Consider the following 21,228-nt stretch of genomic DNA (forward strand, 5'->3'; position numbering starts at 1 on the left):
TTTAGTTTTATGTAATTATAGATTCTTCTACTTATGTGCCTATTAGTAACAGTTTGCTTATGTGAGTATTAATGACAATCTACTTGTGTGACCATTAGCAGCATATCGTGTAATAATTATAGTTTATTTTTTCTATCTATAATCTCTTGATTTCTCATTAGTATTTTTTTACCTCGCCACGAGAAGGCTCGATGACCGTATTTTGCTTTGAATTCTTTGTTCGTTAGTGTTTCTAGTTCGTCTATATTAATATACGGTTCTATCTGTTGGAATTCTGGGATGGGCGTAGTTGGAATATCTTTGTTGTGAGGACACACCTCTTGGCACACATCACAACCAAATACGAGTGGTGTTTTAGCGAGAATCTGCTCCTCTTCATCGGTGAGTTCTCCTTTTTTCTGAGTTAAGTAGCTTTTACAAGTCGCGAATTTAAATTCGTCATGGCCCAAACATTGGCCTAAGCATGCTGTAATACAACGATTACATCCTATACAGGACTGCTCAAGAGGGGCATTTGGTTTGAGTTCTAGTGTTGTTAAAATCGTACCAATAACGACATAAGAACCCCATTTAGGGCTGATAAAACAGTTGTTCTTTCCGTAAAAGCCGAGACCTGCTAAGTAGGCCATGTACCGATCTGCTAAAGGCGAGGTGTCACAATGAATGGAGAACTGAGCCGAGTCATCAATTATTTGTAATCTTTCAATAAGACGTTCTAAATATTCATTAATGACCAGGTGATAATCTGTTGACCATGTATAGCGCGATAGATTGGCATGGCCTTTGTGTTGTACATGGTACGGGAATAGACAAACGATGGCACTTTTGGGCATAAACTGAGTCGTTCCTAGTAGTCTTGCTTCCACATCTGCCGTAGTAAAGGGGCATGGGTTGCTTTCAAATAAAATAGTTTTGGCCTGTTCAGGTAGTGGCCATGAGGCAATTCCAAATTCATAAATATGTAATTCTTTGCAAATTTCCTGTAAATTTATATCTTTCATCGTAGATTTAGTGGTAAATAATTGGTAAAATAAAAGTATAAGAAATGCACGAGATTCTATAGTTTTTTGTTAAGTTTGTAGTTTGGTGAGAACTGTATTTTTATAGTTAGCACCGTAATTCTGTTAGTATTAGTATACCATTGAGAGGACAGATTATGTTAGCATTTATGAAAGTATTACAACCGAAGACGGTGGAAGAGGCTTATGAATTAGCCACAAAGAACAAAACTGCTCCTATGCTAGCAGGCGGCTGTTGGCTGCGTCTAGGACGACGAACTTGGCCATCAGTGATTGATATGGCGAGTCTTGATTTGCGTTATGTTCGTGAAGAAGATAAGGCGTTTGTTATTGGCGCTATGGCGACACAAGGAGATGTGGAACGCTTTGAGCCTTTACAACAATTCTGCGGCGGTGCCGTAGTTAAAGGCGTTAAGGAGATTCTTGGCGTTCAATTTAGGAATACTGCTACCATGGGCGGTTCTGTAGCAAGTAAGTTTGGCTTCTCTGATATCATCCCTGCGCTATTGGCAGTGCATGCAGACATCGTTACCTTCAAAGGCGGTCGTATGTCCATGCAAGATTATATGACTTATAGAGAACGTGATATTCTCGTGGAAATTCGCATCCCTAAAGTAGATGTAGCTGTAGCTGTTGAAGCCCTTCGCATTTCTCGTGGTGATTTCCCGTTATTGACAGGTGCTCTTCGTCATGATGAAAAAGGGGTTGAATTGTATATCGGTACAAGACCTGGTGTACCTCAATTAGCTGTTAAAGCAAGTGCCTTGCTTTCAGAAAAAGGATTATCTGCCGTAAAAGAGGCAGGTCAATTGGCATCTGAAGAACTGGTGTATCAATCTAACTCTCATGCGTCTAAAGAATATCGCATGGAAATGGTAAAAGCAATGGTTCAACGCTTAGCTAAGGAGGTGGCACAATAATGGAACTCGTACTTAATATTAATAACAAAAATGTAACTGTTAATGTGCCAACTGATGAGATGTTGCTAGACACATTGCGTAATCTTGGCTATTACAGTGTCCGCTGTGGCTGTGATACTACAAACTGTGGCCTTTGCACTGTATGGGTGGATGACGAAATTATTTTGTCCTGTGCATACCCTACATTTCGTGCGCCAGGACATAAAATTACTACATTAGAAGGCTTACAAGAGGAAGCTGAATTATTAGCGGCTTGTATCGCAAGTGAAGGCGCAGATCAGTGTGGCTTTTGTACAACTGGCATGATGATGAGTGCTATTAATTTGAAACGCAAAAATCCAAAGGCTAGCGATGATGAGATTCGCGAATACCTCATAGGTAACTTATGTCGCTGTACTGGTTATGAATCACAACTTCGAGGAGTTCGTAAATTCTTAGAAGGAGGCCTATAATGATGAATAAGCATATTGGAAAATCCTATGACAAAGTTGACTCCAAAGGTATTTTGTCTGGTAAACCGTCTTATACTGGCGATTTTGTTCCCAAAGATGCGCTCGTTATTAAGGCTCTTCGTAGCCCTCATGCTCAGGCGCGCATCAAATCTATTGATACATCTAAAGCCAAATTGATCCCTGGCGTAGAAGCTATTTTTACTTATGAAGATGTGCCTAATACGCGATTCACATTAGCAGGTCAAACATATCCAGAGCCATCCGCTTATGATGCGCTCATCTTGGACCCTGTAGTTCGCTATGTTGGAGACGAAGTAGCTCTTATCGTAGCAAAAGATGAGGCTACAGCGCTTAAAGCAATGCCGCTTATCAAGGTTGAATACGAAGTACAGAAACCTGTACTTGATATGCATACTGCTATCGACCATGAAACTATAGTACATCCTGAAGATGATATTCACAATAATATCCCTGTAGGACAAGATTACAAACGCAATATTTGCGTATCCTATCACAAACGGGTAGGAGATGTGGAGGCAGAACTTGCTAAATGTGATTACGTGGCAGAAGGTACATACTTTGACCAGGCCACACGCCAAACAGCGATGGAACCATTCCAAAGCTTTGGATATATAGATGCGCTAGGTCGTGTAGTTATTGTATCCTCTACACAAATCGTATTCCATGTACGCCGTCACATCGCTCGTGCACTCGGTATTCCGGCCACAAAAGTCCGTGTTATTAAACCTCGTATCGGCGGCGGTTTCGGCTCTAAACAAACGGCTTGTACAGAAATTATGACGGCCTTTGTAGCGTGGACATTGAAAAAACCTTGTTATCTCTTATACGATCGTACAGAAGCACAAACTTGCTCTACTACACGTCATGCTCGTGAATGGAAAATCCGTGTAGGTGCTACAAAAGATGGCATTATTAAAGTTATTGATATGGACTCCATCACAGCCGCTGGTGCACATGCAACTCATTGCTTCACTACTACAACGGCTGGCGAACATAAATCTGTACCTTTGTACAACAAAGCGACTGCTGTTCATTATGGTACAGAGGGTGTGTATACTAACCAAACTCCTGGTGGTGCTTTCCGTGGGTATGGTGCAACAGAAGCATTGTGGCCATTAGAATGTGCAGTAAACCAGTTAGCTGATAAGATGGGGATTGATCCAGCTGAGTTACGTCAGAAGAACTTAATAGCGGAAGGTGAACAAAGCTTAGTATATGCTCCAGATGAATATCTTGATTCTGGTCTTTTCCAAGATACCGTAAATCGCGTAAAAGAAATGGCTCGTTGGGATGAACGCCCTCATTCTTGGGATATCGATGAGCGCTATCGCGGTGGACTTGGCATGGCTTTAGCATTACAAGGCTCTGGTGTCGCAAATATCGATGTGGCGTCTGTTGAAATTCGCCTTGGTGACGATGGTAATTATACATTGTATACTGGGTCTTCTGATATGGGCATGGGGTCTAATACCGTATTGACTCAAATGGCCTGTGAAGTAATCGGCTGTCCTATGGAATATATGACTGTTATTGAATCAGATACAGATATCGTACCATTCGATCCAGGGTCCTACGCATCTAGTACAACCTATGTAACAGGTACTGCTGCTAAGATGGCAGCAGAAGAATTGCGCACTAAGATTATTGCTAAATTCGCTCAATTCTTTGAAACTGACGTTGAAAACGTTGACTTTGACGGCGTTGTAGCTACCACAAAAGATGGTGCTAAAACAATGGATATCCATCAATTGGCACCAAAATTATTAGTTGGTGTTAATGCGGAGCAATTGTCTGGTTTTGCTACATGGGGCAGTCATACGTCCCCACCTCCATTTATGGCATCTATTGCTGAGGTGAAGGTAGATAAACAAACAGGTAAGGTTATTCCTCTTCATTTCTATTCTTGTGTTGATTGTGGTACGGTTATCAACCCTAAATTGGCTCGCGTTCAAGTTGAGGGTGGTGTGGTACAAGCTATCGGCATGGCTTTATATGAAGATGTACGCTATTCCAACAATGGTCGCTTGGAAACAAACAATCTTATGACTTATAAAATCCCAACCCGTCAGGATATTGGTGAATTACATACAGACTTTGTAGAATCTTACGAGCCTACAGGTGGTTTCGGAGCAAAATCTATTGGTGAGGTTGTCATCAATACGGGGTGCCCTGCTATTCAACATGCCATTAAAAATGCAGTTGGTGCGGATATTCGTACATTACCTATGACACCTGAAAAGGTATTTATGGCTATGGACGAGAAATATAAAGTATAGAGATTTCTAGTTCTTTTTACTTTCTAAGGAGGCCTGGTTCTATGACATCACAAACATCCTATTGGAATCGATTGATTCAGCCGGGAATCGTTGCCCTTGTTGGGGCAGGCGGTAAAACGACTGTGCTTTCAAAACTAGTAGAATATGGACGGCTGAAAGGTCAGCCCATCGTAGTTACGACTACGACTCGACTTTATGAGTCTCAGGTGGCTCATTATGAACCGATTTATACTCATAATATTAATGAAGCTGATGAGTATTGTACTGACCGACTTTTACATGGCTATTGTGGTGCGTGGTTCGCTGGAATTACAGGAACAAAAGTAGACTCCTTAGATTGTGATCTTATCGATGGTTTATCCAAGTTACATCCCAATTGGCAAATTGTTGTAGAAGCAGATGGGGCGAAGGAAAAATGGCTCAAGGCACCTAAGACGACCGAACCTGTCATTCCATCTCTTACAAAGACTACGATTGGCCTCGTGAATCTACAAATGCTAGGGGCCCCGTTAGATGATGAGCACGTACATAATATCGAGCTTGTTCAAGATATTGTAAAACGCGATATGGGGGCTATTGTAACTCCTCGTATGTTGGCTGATCTTGTTTTGCATAGGCAAGGTTTATTCCAATACAGTAAAGGTAAGAAAATACTATTCTGTACTGGTTATGAAACAGTACAACATCGCATTATCGATGATTTTATTGATCATATTGTTGATAGTGATATTACGGCTATCATTTTGGCTGATGGATATAAAGCAAGTTGTGAAATCCGTCGCATTATTCAATGTCGGTAGGTACTCATGACTATTATGAAGGCAAATTGTAACACCGCTTTTAGTCCCATGAGAGACCCCATAGACCGTCATCCTTTGCATATTGGCATTGTCCTCCTTGTGGGAGGACAATCCAAGCGTATGGGATGTAATAAGCAACTCTTGCCCTGGCGTGGTAAGACTGTTCTAGATGCGGTCTGTGGGGCTCTTCAAGGTGGATGGGGTGGACAGGTGGCTTCTACTGTATCGTGTAGGCTACCTTTTGTGGCGGTTACTGGTGATGATCATGAGAAATTAGAACCAATTGTCACAAACTATGGTTTTGAAGCCATTCGAAATGACCATCCTGAACTAGGGCAAGGCGTATCCATAGCGATGGGAGTACGTCATTTGATGAATACGTCATCCATACCGCTAGACGGTATTCTCTGTTCAGTAGGAGATCAACCACTTCTGACGAGTGCTGTTGTACACGAGGTCATTCGTGCGTTTAACGAAAACTTTCATCCGAAAACTATCGTCGTTCCACATTATGGGGCAAATTATCACTCGGGAAATCCCGTTCTCTTTGGTTCTCATTGGTTTGATTATTTACAACAGATTCAAGGGGATCAAGGGGGTAAGACCATTATTCATGGTGATGGTAAAGCCCATGTCGTGAAATTATGGATTAGTGATGATATTGGCGACGATATCGATACACCCGATGATTTTGAGCGTTTGAAACATCGTGAAAGTGAGGCATTATGAAACCATTGGTACTCATGCGTGGAGGCGGAGACATTGCTTCCGGCGCTGTATATAGATTGAGACGGGCGGGCTATCCCGTTGTAATTAGTGAAATAGCGATTCCTACCATGATTCGCCGCGAAGTATGTTACGGTAATGCGGTTCATCGTGGAGAGATGATTTTGGAACGTTTTGTTGCTCGTCATGTGTCTCTTAGTGAAGTGAAGGATACATTGGCACAGGAAATCATCCCCGTTGTTACTAGCTCATATGAGGAATTATTGGACACTTTAAAACCAGAGATTGTAGTCGATGCTATTTTGAGTAAAAAGAATCTTGGTACAAAACGGGATGATGCAGATCTCGTTATCGGTGTGGGCCCTGGATTTATTGCTGGAGAAGATGTAGATGTAGTCATTGAAACGATGCGTGGTCATTCATTAGGTCGCTGTATCTATGATGGACCAGCTCAACCTAATACAGGTATCCCTGGAAATGTAGGTGGCTACACTCATGAGCGCGTTATTCATTCTCCAAAGGCTGGACTATTTACAGCAAAACGTCATATTGGGGATTCTGTACAAGCTAATGAAGTAATTGGTTATGTTGATGAAGAACCAGTAAGAGCGAAAATTACAGGTATTCTACGAGGCATTTTAAAAAGTGGGCTCATCGTATCAGATCATTTTAAGTTGGCTGATGTGGATGCTCGTTGTGAAGAGTCTCATTGCTATAGTATTTCAGATAAATCCCTTGCTGTCGGTGGAGGTGTATTAGAGGCTGTTACCGCTTGGGATTATGAAAGGAATCTAGATGGAAACAATTTATGATGTGATGAAAGATCGTCTACAGGTTACTGAAACTACTGTGATGGTTACTGTTCTATCCGGTCCTCGTCAAGGGGATAAGACTATTTATGCTGAAGATGGAAGGGTTCTATACGGAACTCCTATTGAAGGGTTTACTGTAGATAAAGCAAAGCTAAATTCTCTATGCATGGTAGGCGAAATGGAGTGTTTCGTACAACCTGTAGAAAATGATCCGTCAGTTCTCGTATTAGGCGCAGGTCATGTTAGCCGAGCGATTACAGATTTGCTGCTGTTTATTGGATGTCGTGTTACAGTCGTAGATGACCGTCCAGAATATGTAGTTCCTGAATTCTTTGATGAACGTGTCATACGTAAATGCTTACCTTTAGAAAACTTCAAGAACGATTTACCTCTTGATGAATATACTGGTTTTATCATTGTGACACGTGCTCATGAGTACGATAATATATGCTTAGAGCAATTACGAGGGTACTTGCCTACCTATATGGGCGTTATGGGCAGCCAAAAACGCATCCATCACGCTTTTGAAGTGTTGCGTGAGCAGGGATGGACTCAAGATGAGTTAGATATGGTATATGCGCCTATTGGTCTAGATTTAGGAGCTCAAACGCCTGAGGAAATTGCATTATCTATCGTTAGTGAATATTTGGCAGTGGTGCGTGGAAAAAAAGGCGGCTCATTGCGGAAAGGTAGAGTGATCCATGAATCGTGAGTTTATTGAATACCTTAGTGAACGTAAAAACGAAACCTTAGCAGTAGCCACTATTTTATATACTTGTGGATCCACACCTCGTAAAGCTGGTACATCTATGGTTGTATTTCCTGATGGATCTATTTTTGGTACTATCGGCGGCGGACGTGCGGAAAATGAAATCCGCCTAAGTGCGGTGGACTCTTTGAATAAAAAAGAAGCTCACCGTCGTATCGATGTTCATCTCGATGATGACGTAGCTGTTAAAGAAGGCATGGTTTGTGGGGGCCAAATGGATGTTTGGATTGAAACACAAAACATCTAATAAAAATCTCATTCAGCGTTTGTTTATAAATTTACAGTACTCTCAAAATGAGTTAAAATATAAGGTACAGTCAAAGAATTGATTGTACCTTATTATTTTGTATAAGGAGCTATTTTTATGCATATTGACGCACTTATACATACCTTTAGGCTTCTTGATATTGTTGATATCATAATCGTTGCTATTGGTATTTACTATTTATATAAATTGCTTAAAGATACACGGGCCGTTTCTCTTTTAAAAGGTCTCGTTATATTGGCAATTTTTAATTTATTGAGTCATCTGTTAAATCTATACGTTATCAACTGGATTTTGCAACAAAGTATGACTGTTCTTCTCTTTGCGTTACCCGTTGTATTCCAACCTGAATTGCGTCGTGCTCTAGAACAATTGGGGCGTGGCCGAATTTTCAGCAAGGCACAAAATGTAAACGAAGAAGAAATGGATATGGCCATTAATGAAGTGATGGCTGCGGCTCGCGTTATGTCTCGCGAACATACGGGGGCACTTATCGTTTTTGAACGTGAAGTAGGTCTCAATGACTTTGTAGATACTGGTATTCTTATCGATGCTGTATTGAGTCGCGAGTTGATTAAAAATATCTTTGTTCCTAGTACACCGCTTCATGATGGGGCCTTGATTATTCGTGATGGGCGAATCCGTGCAGCGGGCTGCTTGTTGCCGTTGACTGAGGACCGCACATTGAGTACCGAACTAGGTACACGTCACCGTGCAGCTATTGGCTTATCTGAGCAAACAGACGCTGTGGTAGTCGTTGTCAGTGAGGAAACAGGGACCATCTCTTATACATATGGGGGTCATATTTATCGCCATTTACCAGAGGATCAAATTAAAGAGGCATTGCGCACCTTTATGGAACGCCCTCGTCAAACCATTACTAGTATGTGGAAATGGAGGGCAAATAAATGATGATTCATTTGAAACGCAATTGGCCTGCTAAATTATTATCCTTGTTAGCAGCTATCGTTATGTGGTTCTTTATCATGCGCGATCAGAACCCTGTGATGGAAGTAACCTATACAATACCTGTACAGGTTCAAAATCTTAATTCTGGCTATATCATAGAAGATGCACCAGATGTGGTCCGTGTTGTTCTGGCTGGTCCACGTGATACCATTATGTCTATGAAATCAGATAATTTACGGGCTTATATTGATGCATCTGGTGTAAAACCAGGTCAAAATAATGTAACTATTAATTTTACGCCTCCGGCAGGGATGAATCTTGTGGAGGTTAAACCAGATACCATCACTATCAATGTTGATGAATATGCAGAGAAAACGATTCCTGTTGAAATAGTTCCAATCGGCAAGTTCTCTGATGATATTGCTTTGAAATCGGTAACGATTGTGCCGAAAGAGGTAACTGTTTCTGGTCGTAAGCAACAAGTTAATGCAGTGAGCAAGGTTGTCATGAAAGTCAATGTGGCTGGTCAAACGAAGAACTTTAGCGCTGTTAGTACCTTAGAAGCTTGGGATACGGCAGGTAATGTACTAGATGTACATATTAATCCAAACCAAGGTCAAGCACAATATGAACTTAACTTATTACGTAAAGAAAAGGCGGTTCCTATTACTGTTCCGACTGTTGGTACAGTAGCAGAGGGTTATGAAGTTAAATCCACGTCTGCTACACCAACGCAACTAACGGTTACTGGTCGTGAAGAAATGATTGATTCCGTTACAGAAATACAAACAGAACCTATTGATGTGTCGGGTGCTACTGAAACTGTACAGGGTAACTATAATTTAGTATTACCGAATGGTGTTAATAGCAATACCACAACGGTACGGGTGAAAGTAGAAATACAAAAGAAAGTACTTAATGGATGATAAGTTTTTATGAGGCTTTGAAATCTTGCGACAAAGACCCTAATAGAGTGAATATTTCTCTATTAGGGCCTTTTTATGATTTATATATTAGCTTTTATAGTAGTGTTGTATAATAAAGATGTATGACTATTTTCTTACAGATCAAGTGGTAAAGAATTTTGGTCAAAGATTAAAGAAGTAGGCTCACCTAAAAGGGAGGCTTTAATAGGAAAGCTATGATTAGAATAATAAATCTCCGCGTGGCTGTTACGGTTAAGTCGGATATCAAAAGTATTGTAGAAAAGAAATATCCCCCGTTACGTGGCGCTATCGAAACGATTCATGTTGTTCGACGTGCCGTAGATGCCCGTAAGAAGCCAAACATTGTTTTTGTATATACCCTATTCATTGAGGTTCATAATGAAGCTCAAGTCATGAAAAAGCTTGGTAAAGAAAAGGATATATCTGTATTTGCTGCAGAAGATCCAGAACCTATTGTTTTTGGGTCCGTACCATTAGCTCATCGTCCTGTAGTTATGGGCTTTGGCCCTGCGGGGATGCTTGCAGCCTTTTACTTAGCTCGTGAAGGCTATCGCCCAATCGTGCTTGAACGCGGTCAAGATGTAGATACACGTAGTCATGATGTAGAGACATTTTGGAAAAAGGGCATATTTAAGCCTGAGTCCAACGTACAATTTGGGGAAGGCGGCGCAGGAACTTTTTCCGATGGTAAGTTGACAACTCGCATTACCCATCCGCGTTTACATGAAATATCTAAATACTTTGTAGAGTTTGGTGCGCCTGAAGAAATCTTATATAAACATAAACCTCACGTAGGTACTGATAAATTGCGTACCATGGTAAAAGCCATGCGTGAGCGCATCATCGAATGGGGCGGTGAAGTCCGCTTTGGTTCTAAGGTAACAGATTTATTTATTGAAAATGACCGTATCGTAGGCGTTGAAGTTAATGGTAGTGAGCGTATTGATACGACTGTTGTTTTGTCTGGTGTAGGCCATAGTGCACGTGACACATATGAAATGCTTTATAAACGCAATGTGGAAATGACGGCAAAACCATTTGCTATTGGTGTTCGTATTGAGCATGATCAGGCTGTAATTGATGAGTCCCAATATGGTGTAGAACCATCTAGTTTGGGCCTCGGTGCAGCAGAATATTCTCTCGTATACCACGATAAAGAATCAGGCCGTACTGCATATAGCTTCTGTATGTGCCCAGGAGGTCAAGTAGTAGCATCTGCCTCTGAAGAAGGTGGCGTTGTCGTAAATGGCATGAGCTTATACGCTCGGAACAGCGGTGTTGCTAATAGTGCTATCGTGGTTAACGTAGGTCCAGATGACTTTGGTACTCATCCATTAGATGGCGTTGCATTCCAACGAGAATGGGAACAAAAGGCCTATGAGTTGGGCGGATCTAATTTCCATGCACCTGCACAAACAGTAGGGCAGTTTTTAGGGCTTTCACAAGCACCTAGTGTACAAAATAGTATATATAGCTACGAGCCAGGTGTCGTGAATTGCGATTTACATGATTGCTTGCCACCGTTCGTCACATCCGTATTAGAGCGGGCCTTGCCATACTGGGGTCGTCGTATCCGTGGATTCGATAATCCTGCGGTGTGTATGACAGGCGTTGAAATGCGCACCTCTGCACCGCTTCGTATGGGACGCAATGAAGAACGCATTTCTCCTACTGTAGGAGGTTTCTATCCTATGGGTGAGGGGGCTGGCTATGCAGGGGGAATTATGAGTGCTGCCCTTGATGGTGCGGAAACGGCCATTTTATGTATGGCAAAATACGCAAAACCTAATTAGTGGGAAATTATACTGATGGATTGAATTACAGTATAGATTCATACTATTTATGTAATATAGATGTGACTTTATAGTAGGTATGCTTTCTATATTATGATATAATACACAACAGTAATTATTGAAAAGATACACACGGTAGATATATAGACTTGTGAAACTTTCACAAATCCTTAGAGGAGGATAATTATGGCTCGTTTATTTGGTACAGATGGTGTACGTGGTGTTGTTAATGAGTTTTTAACGCCGGAATTAGCCTATCATTTAGGTCGTGCGGCAGGAACGCATTTTGGTAAGAAAAAGGATCACCCTACGTTCTTGATTGGTCGCGATACGCGAATTTCTGGTTCTATGCTTGAAAGTGCATTAGCGGCGGGCATTTGCTCTGTTGGTGGCAATGTAGTAATTGCAGGTGTTATCCCAACACCTGCAGTAGCGTATCTTGTACGGCAACAAGGTTTTGATGCGGGTGCTGTTATTTCTGCATCCCACAACCCATATCCAGATAATGGCATTAAATTCTTTGATGGTAATGGCTATAAATTACCTGATGAAGTGGAAGATGAATTGGAAAAATATGTTCGTCAAAGTGCAGATAATGAATTGGCACGTCCTACAGGTGATGGTATTGGTAAAATTGAGTTCAATAGTAACTTGGCTCATTTATATGCTCATTTTGTACGTCACACAATCGATACGTCCCTTGAAGGGTTGACTATCGTTTATGATGGTGCCAATGGTGCAGCTTCCAGTGTAGGTCCGGAAATTTTGTCTGGACTAGGTGCTAAAGTCATTAATATTAATGTGAATCCAGATGGTTTGAATATCAATCATCATTGTGGTTCCACACATATTGAAGGCTTACAAGTAGCCGTACAACAACATAATGCAGACCTTGGTATTGCTAATGATGGCGATGCTGACCGCTGTTTATTGGTTGATGAAAAAGGTCAAGTCCTCGATGGTGATCAAATCATGTTGCTATGCGCCCTTAAGTTGAAAGAAGAAGGCAAACTTAAAGGGGATACCATAGTTGGTACCGTTATGAGTAATATTGGATTCCATAAAGCAGCAGAAGAACTTGGTATGAAAACAGTTTCCACTGCTGTTGGTGATCGATATGTATTAGAATACATGCGTGAACATAATCTTTCCGTTGGTGGTGAACAATCTGGTCACGTAATCTTTTTAGATCACAATACCACTGGTGACGGCATGTTAACAGCTGTTCAAGTGGCGGCTCTTATGAAGGAGAAAAAGCAACCTCTTTCTGAATTGGCCGGCATTATGACAAAATACCCACAAGTTCTTGTAAATGTTCGTGTAGCTACAAAAACTGGCTGGGAAGACAATGACCTCATCAAAGCTGCTATCGTAACAGCTGAAGGAGAACTTGGTGACGAAGGTCGCGTCTTAGTACGTGCATCCGGGACAGAACCACTCATTCGTGTCATGGCTGAAGGGCCTAACCAAGAAGAACTACAATCCCTGTGCCAAGAAATTGCTGATATTATCGGTAGAGAACAAGGGTTGGCTGAATAAAAGTAGGGTGTGAGGCGGCAGAGGAGCTTGCGACGATGAAGCCCACATATCACTTTGTTCCGAGCGTAAGATTTTGCGAAGCAAAATCCACAGCGAGGAACCATCTTTACTGAGATTAATCCTATGGATTTTAATAATTGTGAATCCATTCTACAATTTGACATTAAAGGTATCCCCTCCTATATATGTCCCTTTGCTCCGTCCTACGTAAAGTCGCTGCAGGAACATATATAGGAGGTTTAGAGATGAGTGATATTTAAAATTGAATAATCATAATGAATAATCTTTTTATTTTGGTTTATTCTAAGCTTAGAGGGTGAAATTATGAAAACAATAGGTTTAATTGGGGGAATGAGCTGGGAAAGTACGATTACGTATTATCAAGTCTTGAATGAAACTATTAAGCAAGTTTTGGGCGGCTTACATTCAGCAAAATGTATTTTATATAGTGTCGATTTTGAAGAGATAGAAAAGTGTCAAGTAAATGGAGATTGGATCAGAAGTGCTGAAATTTTATCCGATGCTGCTCAATCTTTAGAAAAGGCTGGTGCTGATTATATTGTTATATGCACGAATACAATGCATAAAGTAGCGGATGAAATAAAAAGACATATTCATATTCCACTTCTTCATATTGCGGAAATGACTGCAGTAGAGTTGGAAAAATCAGGTATTACAAAGGTAGGTCTGCTCGGTACCAAGTACACGATGCAACAAGATTTTTATAAATGTATCTTGGAAAATCGGGGGATTCATGTTGTTATACCTAACGAAGATCAAGTCGAACTTGTGAATGATATTATATATAATGAATTGTGTTTAGGTGTTATTTCTAATGAATCTAAACAACAATACTTAGATATTATTGGTGATTTGGTAAAATCTGGTGTACAAGGTGTTATCTTAGGCTGTACTGAAATTGGGCTACTTATTAAACAAGATGATACGGATATACCTTTATTTGATACTACATTGATACATGCAAAAAATGCGGCTTTAATTTCTATTGATAGAGCATAATATAGTTAGGTTTTATTTTGTTCAAGCAACATAACTCTCTATTAGATATTTTATTCATTTTTAGAATATTTAATAGAGGGTTATTTTTATGCAATTAGAATTAGATAGAGGCTAAAGGAAATCTTTTTGTATAGTTTGAATTTATATGAGCGGCGTTATTATAGGCACAACAGTATATAAGTAATAAATTATGTTATTATAAACATATGGTCTAAAACATGTTCGGTGATAGTAAAGGTGTAATATGAAACTTGCTATAAGAGAGTATTGGCAAAATCTAAAAATAGAATATGAAACTACTTATAAGGTATCTATATTTAGTGATTATAATGTATTAAAGGAATATGTAGAGTGTTTTAAAACATACTTGAATGGTTTGCTGCATGAGCATCCGCATGATTTAAATATAGTATGTGCTTTAGCAACTGTTGAACAGGTGTTGCGGCATGAAGAAAATTCAATACAACTATTAGAAGAGTTTCTCAGAAAATATATAGAAGAACTGAGTGATACCGATAAAGCAAGAGTTTATACTAATTTAGCTTTTTATTATAACGATGAGGGAAATATAAAAGAATATGACTATCTATCTGCAGCTGTGAAGCTAAATTCTCCATATATAGAAACTTACAGAGGGCTGGCTTTATATCATTTTTCAGCTTATAGAGATAAAGGTTCTGTAGAGGAATTGAAGGAAAGCTTACGTGCCTTTGAAAAGGGAAGAACAGTATCCGATGGTTATGAAATGAACTTTGGCTATGCAGTGTGTTTGTTTGAGCTTAAGGAATACGAGAAAGCAAAGGTCATTTTTGAAGAGTTATTAAAAAGCTATCCCAATAGGATGAGGTTACTAGTTTGTATTGCTTATTGTGATGTGTATTTAGGTAATAAAAAGCAAGCCCTCGATCGTTTGAAGCAAATTAAGCTTGGAGGCGATGTAGCATATCATTTAAGTAATGATGAAGTTTTTGAGTTTGATATCATTGACGTCTATTATATATTAGATGAGTATAGCCTATTCTTAGACGAATGTGAAAAGGCTAAAGAGCACTGTGATTTAAGTGATGGCCCTTATTACTTTGGTCTTTGGATTATGAATCAACATGATATGTTCCGTCGTGAAGTGGACAAGCAACGAACAGAAATATTGGCATGCATTGAAAATGCAAAAATGGACGAAGACTTTGATAGCGAAGAAGAAAAGCAGGACTATATCAAAAGCTGGGAAGATGATTTAGAGAATCTAAATTTATTGGAACATAAAATTAAAGATGGAAACTACAAGCCTATGGTTGAATTAAAACTGTGGCCTATATATGGCTGCTATTTAATAGACTGTTTAATTCATAACTTATAATACGCTAACTTCATAGTAATAGGTCAAAAGAATATTTATATAGTTGAAGTCTTTTATAATTTTGATTGAAAAAGAATAGCACTACTTTGGATTGGAATAATTCAAAGTAGTGCTTTTATTATTATTTATCAGCCACAACGAGTTTATATCCATTCAAGTGAATGTTACTACCTGTGGTGTCTTCGTTATTCAAAGATTTTACATAGCTGTCGCCTGTGAGTATCCAATTGGAGTCTTTGCTGAGTTTCACAGTTACTTCTTTAGCAGCATTGTCTGTGTTTACAGCGCCTACAAGGCTAGATCCATTTGTCATGTCTAGTGCGATGGTACTGATTGAATCAGCTATAATATTACCGCTTAGTTCTTGATTAGATGTGCGGAGTGTAAGATGACCGCCGTTCTCACCAGTTTTTCCCCAACGGGAGTCGGCAGCTGCTTTCACTAGGGTAGAAGTGTTCGGCATAGAGATTGTATTGTTAGAAAGGTCTACTTCAGCAGTAGTGTTGTTTACATAGAGGAACGCACCCGTAGCGTGAGTTGTAAGTGTATTATTCTCTGCTTTCAGACGAGCAATACCGCTTTCAGCATCACCAGAGAAGCTTTGATATAGCATGAAACCATTATCTTTGTAGCCTGTTACATTGGAGTTTGTAAGGGTAATGGAGTTCTTACCTTCTACGACGCCAATTTCACTGTTATTCGCTATGCCGTTGACATTGTTCACTATAATATTACCCGTGGAGTAGATAACAGGACTGCCTTCGCCAGATGTCGTAAGTTTGGCTGCTTCTGCGTTGATAGTGCCTTCTCCGCGATCTGTAGCAAGTGTGGCAGAATGAGCCCCTTCAGTGGTGATAGTTAGGTTTTTGCCATTTACAGTACCTTTGTAAGTAGCATCTAATCCACGAGAGGAATCGCTTTTTGTGTGAATATTAGTATTTTCTACGTTGATAACCGAGCCTTCACCAGTGGCAAAGACTGCGTTAGAGCCTTTAGAATTAGATGTAATATTACTGCCTTTAATATTGATTTGGCTCCCGTCGATACCGAGGACTACTGCATTTTGACCGTGGAAATTGCTGTTGTCATCGCTTGTAGTGTCGCCTGTTTTATCGAAAACGCTATTTTCAATATCAATTACCGCTTTATTTTTACCGATGAAAGCATTCTGATCAGCCGTTGTGTTTGTCATCGATTCGTGAGCAATGGATTTGTTTTCTGTAACGATAGTTGTGCCTTTAAAAGTACTAGGATCTACTTCAACTTGTGGTGCCATTCCATTAGGGGCTCCATTCTGCATAGCCATTGGAGGCATACCGTTAGGAGTGCCAGAAGGAGGATTTCCATTTGGATGTATTTGGTTAGACGTGCCTGTAGGTGATTGACCTGCAGGTGGTTTGCCGTGAGGTGCACCGTTTGGAGGTGTGCTTCCTTGTGCGGATGGTACTGTTTTAGTTTGTTCTGTTGAGGTTACAACTGCTACGTTAGTACTAGTTTGAGTCTCTGCGGCTAAGGTTGGGATAACCGCTAATGTCGACAGAGCTGCACCAAGGACTGCAGGTAATACCCAACGACGCAATTTTCTATATGACAAACTGTTCTTTTTAATTTTATGTTGCTTCTTTATAGTTGTTTTATTCATGATTATCATCTCCCAAATTATATACATACATTTTGAAAATACAACAAAATCTAATTGTGTAAAATTTAGAATGGTAGAAGTATAATTTCTTACAATGAAAAGGACGTGAAGCATAGAATCAATCTTTTCTATTCTTTTTGAATTATCTGTGGTGGTTTACTTTTTATCGATATTTTTAGTATAATATACGTCAGTACATATTTTATTTTGTACTGATTCTGCCGTATATCATAGAAAGGAATTCCAAATTCGTAAAGGCGAATAGCGCAAGTACCCGCGAAGGCAGTCGTTAGGGTAGACGAGGTGAAGAGTGATCGAGTCATCAGCGGATGCTCTTCCGGCATATTCATGTCGTAACAGGTATTAAAAAGCCCATCGGTAACGATGGGGACAAAGTATATCTGAATGAATTGTATTGAACTAATATTTAATACATTAAATAGAATATTAATCTAGAACATTAATTAGTTAGCCTTAGTTTTTGCTGGGGCTAGAAATACCCCCAGTTATAGGAGGATATACGTATGTGCGGTATCGTAGGATACATTGGCTTTAATCAAGCATCTGATTTCTTGTTGGACGGTATGGCAAAGTTAGAATACCGTGGTTATGACTCTGCAGGTATTGCTGTTATCGGTCCTGAAAATGTAATTAAAATTCAAAAGAAGGTTGGCCGTCTTGCTAATCTTGAGGCAGTTGTGAAAGCAGATCCTAATGAAGGAACTGTAGGCATTGGTCATACACGTTGGGCTACACATGGTCGTCCATCCGATATGAACGCCCACCCTCATGCATCTGAAGATGGTAAATTTGCTGTTGTACACAACGGCATTATTGAAAACTACATGCCTTTGAAAGAAGAGCTCCTTGCAAAAGGGTACCATTTCAAATCTGAAACTGATACAGAAGTTGTAGCTCATTTGTTAGAGGATATGTACGATGGCGATTTCGTGGGCACAGTACGCCGCATGCTAGCTCGTGTTGATGGTGCGTATGCTCTTGAAATCATCTGCTCCGATGAGCCAGATAAAATCATTTGTACTAAAAAAGAAAACCCATTGGTTATCGGCCTTGGCAAAGGTGAAAACTTTGTAGCATCCGATATTCCAGCTATCATTAACTACACACGTGATACATACATCTTGAGCGATGGTGAATTAGCTATCGTAACTCGTGATAATGTATCCGTATTCGACCGTGAAGGTAACCCTGTTGATAAAGAGGTATTCCATGTAAATTGGAACGCTGAAGCAGCAGAAAAAGGTGGTTATGAGCATTTCATGTTGAAAGAGATTCATGATCAACCTAAAGCTGTTCGCGATACATTCGGTACACATATCGCTGAAGATGGTAAAACAGCAATCTTTGATGAGCTAAATTGGACTGCTGAAGATGTAGCCGCTTTCAATAAAATTCTCATCGTTGCATGCGGTACTGCATACCATGCAGGTCTTGTAACAAAACAATATATTGAAAACTTGGCGCGTATTCCAGTTGATGTAGAAATTGCATCTGAATACCGTTACAGCAATCCGTTGACTGATGATAAAACATTATGTATCGTTATCAGCCAATCTGGTGAAACATCCGATACATTGGCGGCTTTGAAAGAAGCTAAACGCCTTGGTGCTAAATCCTTGGCTATCACCAATGTTGTTGGTTCCAGCATTTCTCGTGAAGCAGATAACAAAGTTTACACATGGGCGGGCCCTGAAATTTCTGTAGCGTCCACAAAAGCGTACACTACTCAATTAGTAGCGGGCTTGTTGTTCGCCGTATATCTAGGTCAATTAAATGGTAAATTAAATCCAGCCTTAGCCGAAGAAATTCTTAGCGGCGTTAAAAACTTACCATCCTTGATTCATGAAATTTTTGAAGTAGACGAAGATATGAAAGCCTTTGCTAAACATTATGGCTTCAAATCTGATGCATTCTTCTTGGGCCGTGCTATCGACTATGCAGTAGCGATGGAAGGTGCTTTGAAGTTGAAAGAAATTTCTTACATCCACGCTGAAGCATATGCTGGTGGCGAATTGAAACATGGTACATTGGCTCTTATCGAAGAGGGCGTACCTGTTATCGCATTGGCTACACAAGAGGATGTGTACGATAAGATGATTAGCAACATCCGTGAAGTAAAAGCTCGTGAAGCTATTGTAATCGGTATTGGCATGAAAGGTGACGAAGAATTATCTAAACACGTAGACCACACAATTTATGTGCCTCGTGCGAATAAATTTATCGCTCCAATCTTAGCAGTTGTACCATTGCAACTATTGGCGTATTATGCAGCAATTACACGCGGTGCAGACGTAGATAAACCACGTAATTTGGCTAAATCTGTAACCGTAGAATAATATATAACCAACAGTGCTTTGGCACTGTTGGTTTATTTCAATATAGGGAGACTATTATGGCAGTTATATTTTCCGGCATCCAACCAAGTGGGGAGTTAACACTTGGTAACTATTTGGGGGCTTTACGTAATTTCTTAGACTATCAAGATACTGATGAATGTTACTATTGTATCGTTAACCAACATGCGATTACGGTACCGCAAGATCCAAAAGAATTATTTCAAAACACTCGTAATTTGGCTGCATTGTACCTTGCGGTTGGCCTTGATCCTAAAAAGGTAACATTGTTTGTTCAATCTGAAGTACCTGAGCATGTTAAGCTCGGTTGGGTTATGCAATCTATTAGCTATGTTGGCGAATTAGAGCGTATGACTCAGTACAAGGATAAGTCTCAAAAGCAAGGGGATTCTATTCCAACTGCATTGCTTACGTATCCACCGTTGATGGCGGCAGATATTTTGCTATATGGTACGAATTATGTTCCTGTAGGGGAAGACCAAAAGCAACATCTCGAGTTGACTCGTAATTTAGCAGAGCGTTTTAACCGTAGATTCGGTGAAACTTTTGTAGTACCTGATATCAAGGTCGGAGAAGGTGGTGCTCGCGTTATGAGCTTACAAGAACCAACTAAGAAAATGAGTAAATCTGATGATAACCAAAATGCTACAATCCGTCTTTTGGATGCACCAGATTTAATCGTGAAAAAGTTGAAACGAGCTCAAACTGATTCTGATAATGCAGTGCGTTATGATAAAGAGAATAAACCTGGCATTTCTAACTTGATGGGAATATACCGTGCTATTACAAAAGACAGCTATGAAGTTATCGAAGAAATGTATGCCGGCAAAGGTTACGGTGTATTTAAATCCGATATTGCTGATCTATTAGTAGCAACCCTTGAACCAATTCAACAACGTTACAATGAATTGATTACAAGCCCTGAATTGGATGTAATCCTTGATGAAGGGGCTGCTAAGGCGCATGCTAAAGCAAGTGTAATGTATCGTAAGGTAGAACAAGCTATGGGCTTGTGCCGTAAATAAAATCATATAGTAGACTTTCAATTTGTGAGGTAAACCATGACGAAACAAGAGGCGATGGAACGCTTTTCATCAGGTGCCGTACAACAGAGCTTAGAAATACATCGCGGTATACAGTGGACCGGTCGCATCATCGGTCTAGTTGCGTGTGCGTTGATTGTAAAATATATGCCCTCAGACTGGGCGGAACGTGTATGGTATTATCTGTTGTTGCTCGTGATATTATGGACCCTTCATAGATTAGGTGAAAGTCAAGCTTTTATCTGTGAAAAGGGCCTCGTGTTAAAACGTAGGCCTTTTTCTGTGAAAGAATACTTTCACAGTTTATTCTATGGGGATGAATATTTCGTCTTTGTTGATTATGAGCATATTATCGGATTCACTGAGGAATGGCGCGAGTTGCAAGCGATGAATGGTCATGGTGGAATCTATGTGATACCACTTGATCTGCATCAGGTGGCGTACAAGGATAAAATGGCGATGATTGAGGCCATCCATAAACATACGCAGTCATAAAGCATAAGCACTAAGCGTCATATAATATAGGCATACAGAAAGATAAAG

Annotated in this window: 19 protein-coding genes; 17 read left to right on the top strand and 2 right to left on the bottom strand. The window is 40.1% G+C overall.

Translation table 11 applies throughout. The features are described 5' to 3' along the window. Nucleotides 1–116: 116 nt before the first annotated feature. Nucleotides 117–1,001: an epoxyqueuosine reductase gene (locus AAA071_RS07410; RefSeq protein WP_316581131.1), complete on the bottom strand. Its 885-nt coding sequence runs from the start codon at nucleotides 999–1,001 to the stop codon at nucleotides 117–119. A 155-nt stretch (nucleotides 1,002–1,156) separates the two neighbouring features. Between AAA071_RS07410 and AAA071_RS07415 the strand changes: the two genes are divergently transcribed. The 14 genes from AAA071_RS07415 to AAA071_RS07480 all read left to right on the top strand — a co-directional run bounded on the left by AAA071_RS07415 (nucleotide 1,157) and on the right by AAA071_RS07480 (nucleotide 15,625). After that, on the top strand, nucleotides 1,157–1,939 hold the full coding sequence (locus AAA071_RS07415) for an FAD binding domain-containing protein (RefSeq protein ID WP_278456673.1): 783 nt from the start codon (nucleotides 1,157–1,159) through the stop codon (nucleotides 1,937–1,939). Continuing rightward, nucleotides 1,939–2,391 (top strand): (2Fe-2S)-binding protein, encoded by a 453-nt coding sequence (locus AAA071_RS07420; protein ID WP_004693892.1) that lies wholly within the window; start codon nucleotides 1,939–1,941, stop codon nucleotides 2,389–2,391. The genes AAA071_RS07415 and AAA071_RS07420 overlap by 1 nt, the downstream gene beginning before the upstream one ends. Next, the gene (locus tag AAA071_RS07425) at nucleotides 2,391–4,688 is read left to right on the top strand and encodes a xanthine dehydrogenase family protein molybdopterin-binding subunit (protein WP_060919405.1); all 2,298 of its coding nucleotides are present in this window, start codon (nucleotides 2,391–2,393) and stop codon (nucleotides 4,686–4,688) included. Before AAA071_RS07420 ends, AAA071_RS07425 begins: the two co-directional genes overlap by 1 nt. A 41-nt stretch (nucleotides 4,689–4,729) precedes the next feature. Then, complete coding sequence (gene yqeC / locus AAA071_RS07430; RefSeq protein WP_278456672.1) at nucleotides 4,730–5,488, top strand: selenium cofactor biosynthesis protein YqeC; 759 nt, start codon at nucleotides 4,730–4,732, stop codon at nucleotides 5,486–5,488. A 6-nt stretch (nucleotides 5,489–5,494) separates the two neighbouring features. Beyond that, entirely contained in the window at nucleotides 5,495–6,217 is a 723-nt protein-coding gene (locus tag AAA071_RS07435; RefSeq protein ID WP_278456671.1) for a nucleotidyltransferase family protein, read from the top strand. After that, nucleotides 6,214–7,026 carry a selenium-dependent molybdenum cofactor biosynthesis protein YqeB gene (yqeB, locus tag AAA071_RS07440; protein ID WP_008602932.1) on the top strand — a complete coding sequence of 271 codons (813 nt, stop codon included), beginning with the start codon at nucleotides 6,214–6,216 and terminating at the stop codon, nucleotides 7,024–7,026. The genes AAA071_RS07435 and yqeB overlap by 4 nt, the downstream gene beginning before the upstream one ends. Further along, nucleotides 7,010–7,738, top strand: a complete 729-nt coding sequence (locus AAA071_RS07445; RefSeq protein WP_008602931.1) for an XdhC family protein — start codon at nucleotides 7,010–7,012, stop codon at nucleotides 7,736–7,738. The genes yqeB and AAA071_RS07445 overlap by 17 nt, the downstream gene beginning before the upstream one ends. Further along, on the top strand, nucleotides 7,728–8,042 hold the full coding sequence (locus tag AAA071_RS07450; protein ID WP_004693881.1) for an XdhC family protein: 315 nt from the start codon (nucleotides 7,728–7,730) through the stop codon (nucleotides 8,040–8,042). Before AAA071_RS07445 ends, AAA071_RS07450 begins: the two co-directional genes overlap by 11 nt. A 117-nt stretch (nucleotides 8,043–8,159) precedes the next feature. Further along, the gene (gene cdaA, locus AAA071_RS07455) at nucleotides 8,160–8,972 is read left to right on the top strand and encodes a diadenylate cyclase CdaA (RefSeq protein WP_008602928.1); all 813 of its coding nucleotides are present in this window, start codon (nucleotides 8,160–8,162) and stop codon (nucleotides 8,970–8,972) included. Then, nucleotides 8,969–9,895 carry a CdaR family protein gene (locus tag AAA071_RS07460; RefSeq protein ID WP_012863867.1) on the top strand — a complete coding sequence of 309 codons (927 nt, stop codon included), beginning with the start codon at nucleotides 8,969–8,971 and terminating at the stop codon, nucleotides 9,893–9,895. Before cdaA ends, AAA071_RS07460 begins: the two co-directional genes overlap by 4 nt. Nucleotides 9,896–10,110: 215 nt before the next feature. After that, entirely contained in the window at nucleotides 10,111–11,709 is a 1,599-nt protein-coding gene (locus AAA071_RS07465) for an NAD(P)/FAD-dependent oxidoreductase (protein WP_349234102.1), read from the top strand. 186 nt (nucleotides 11,710–11,895) lie between these two features. Continuing rightward, nucleotides 11,896–13,248: a phosphoglucosamine mutase gene (gene glmM, locus AAA071_RS07470; protein WP_008602925.1), complete on the top strand. Its 1,353-nt coding sequence runs from the start codon at nucleotides 11,896–11,898 to the stop codon at nucleotides 13,246–13,248. Between the two features lie 324 nt (nucleotides 13,249–13,572). Beyond that, a complete protein-coding gene (locus AAA071_RS07475) occupies nucleotides 13,573–14,268 on the top strand; it encodes an aspartate/glutamate racemase family protein (RefSeq protein WP_316581130.1) in 696 nt (231 codons plus the stop codon). Between the two features lie 244 nt (nucleotides 14,269–14,512). Next, the gene (locus AAA071_RS07480; protein ID WP_316581129.1) at nucleotides 14,513–15,625 is read left to right on the top strand and encodes a tetratricopeptide repeat protein; all 1,113 of its coding nucleotides are present in this window, start codon (nucleotides 14,513–14,515) and stop codon (nucleotides 15,623–15,625) included. 121 nt (nucleotides 15,626–15,746) lie between these two features. Here the strand turns inward: AAA071_RS07480 and AAA071_RS07485 are convergent, their stop codons facing one another. Continuing rightward, nucleotides 15,747–17,267 (bottom strand): hypothetical protein, encoded by a 1,521-nt coding sequence (locus AAA071_RS07485; RefSeq protein ID WP_278456664.1) that lies wholly within the window; start codon nucleotides 17,265–17,267, stop codon nucleotides 15,747–15,749. A 524-nt stretch (nucleotides 17,268–17,791) separates the two neighbouring features. On the opposite strand from AAA071_RS07485, the gene glmS reads away from it, so the two are divergent. From glmS to AAA071_RS07500, 3 genes are read left to right on the top strand one after another with little or no spacing between them, the layout of a single operon-like run. Beyond that, nucleotides 17,792–19,624: a glutamine--fructose-6-phosphate transaminase (isomerizing) gene (gene glmS / locus AAA071_RS07490; RefSeq protein ID WP_119562334.1), complete on the top strand. Its 1,833-nt coding sequence runs from the start codon at nucleotides 17,792–17,794 to the stop codon at nucleotides 19,622–19,624. 56 nt (nucleotides 19,625–19,680) lie between these two features. Continuing rightward, complete coding sequence (gene trpS / locus AAA071_RS07495; RefSeq protein ID WP_278456663.1) at nucleotides 19,681–20,667, top strand: tryptophan--tRNA ligase; 987 nt, start codon at nucleotides 19,681–19,683, stop codon at nucleotides 20,665–20,667. A gap of 36 nt (nucleotides 20,668–20,703) precedes the next feature. Then, a complete protein-coding gene (locus tag AAA071_RS07500) occupies nucleotides 20,704–21,180 on the top strand; it encodes a hypothetical protein (protein ID WP_008602920.1) in 477 nt (158 codons plus the stop codon). Nucleotides 21,181–21,228 lie beyond the last annotated feature (48 nt).

This window comes from Veillonella parvula, from assembly GCF_040097785.1.
Classification (GTDB): domain Bacteria; phylum Bacillota; class Negativicutes; order Veillonellales; family Veillonellaceae; genus Veillonella; species Veillonella parvula_D.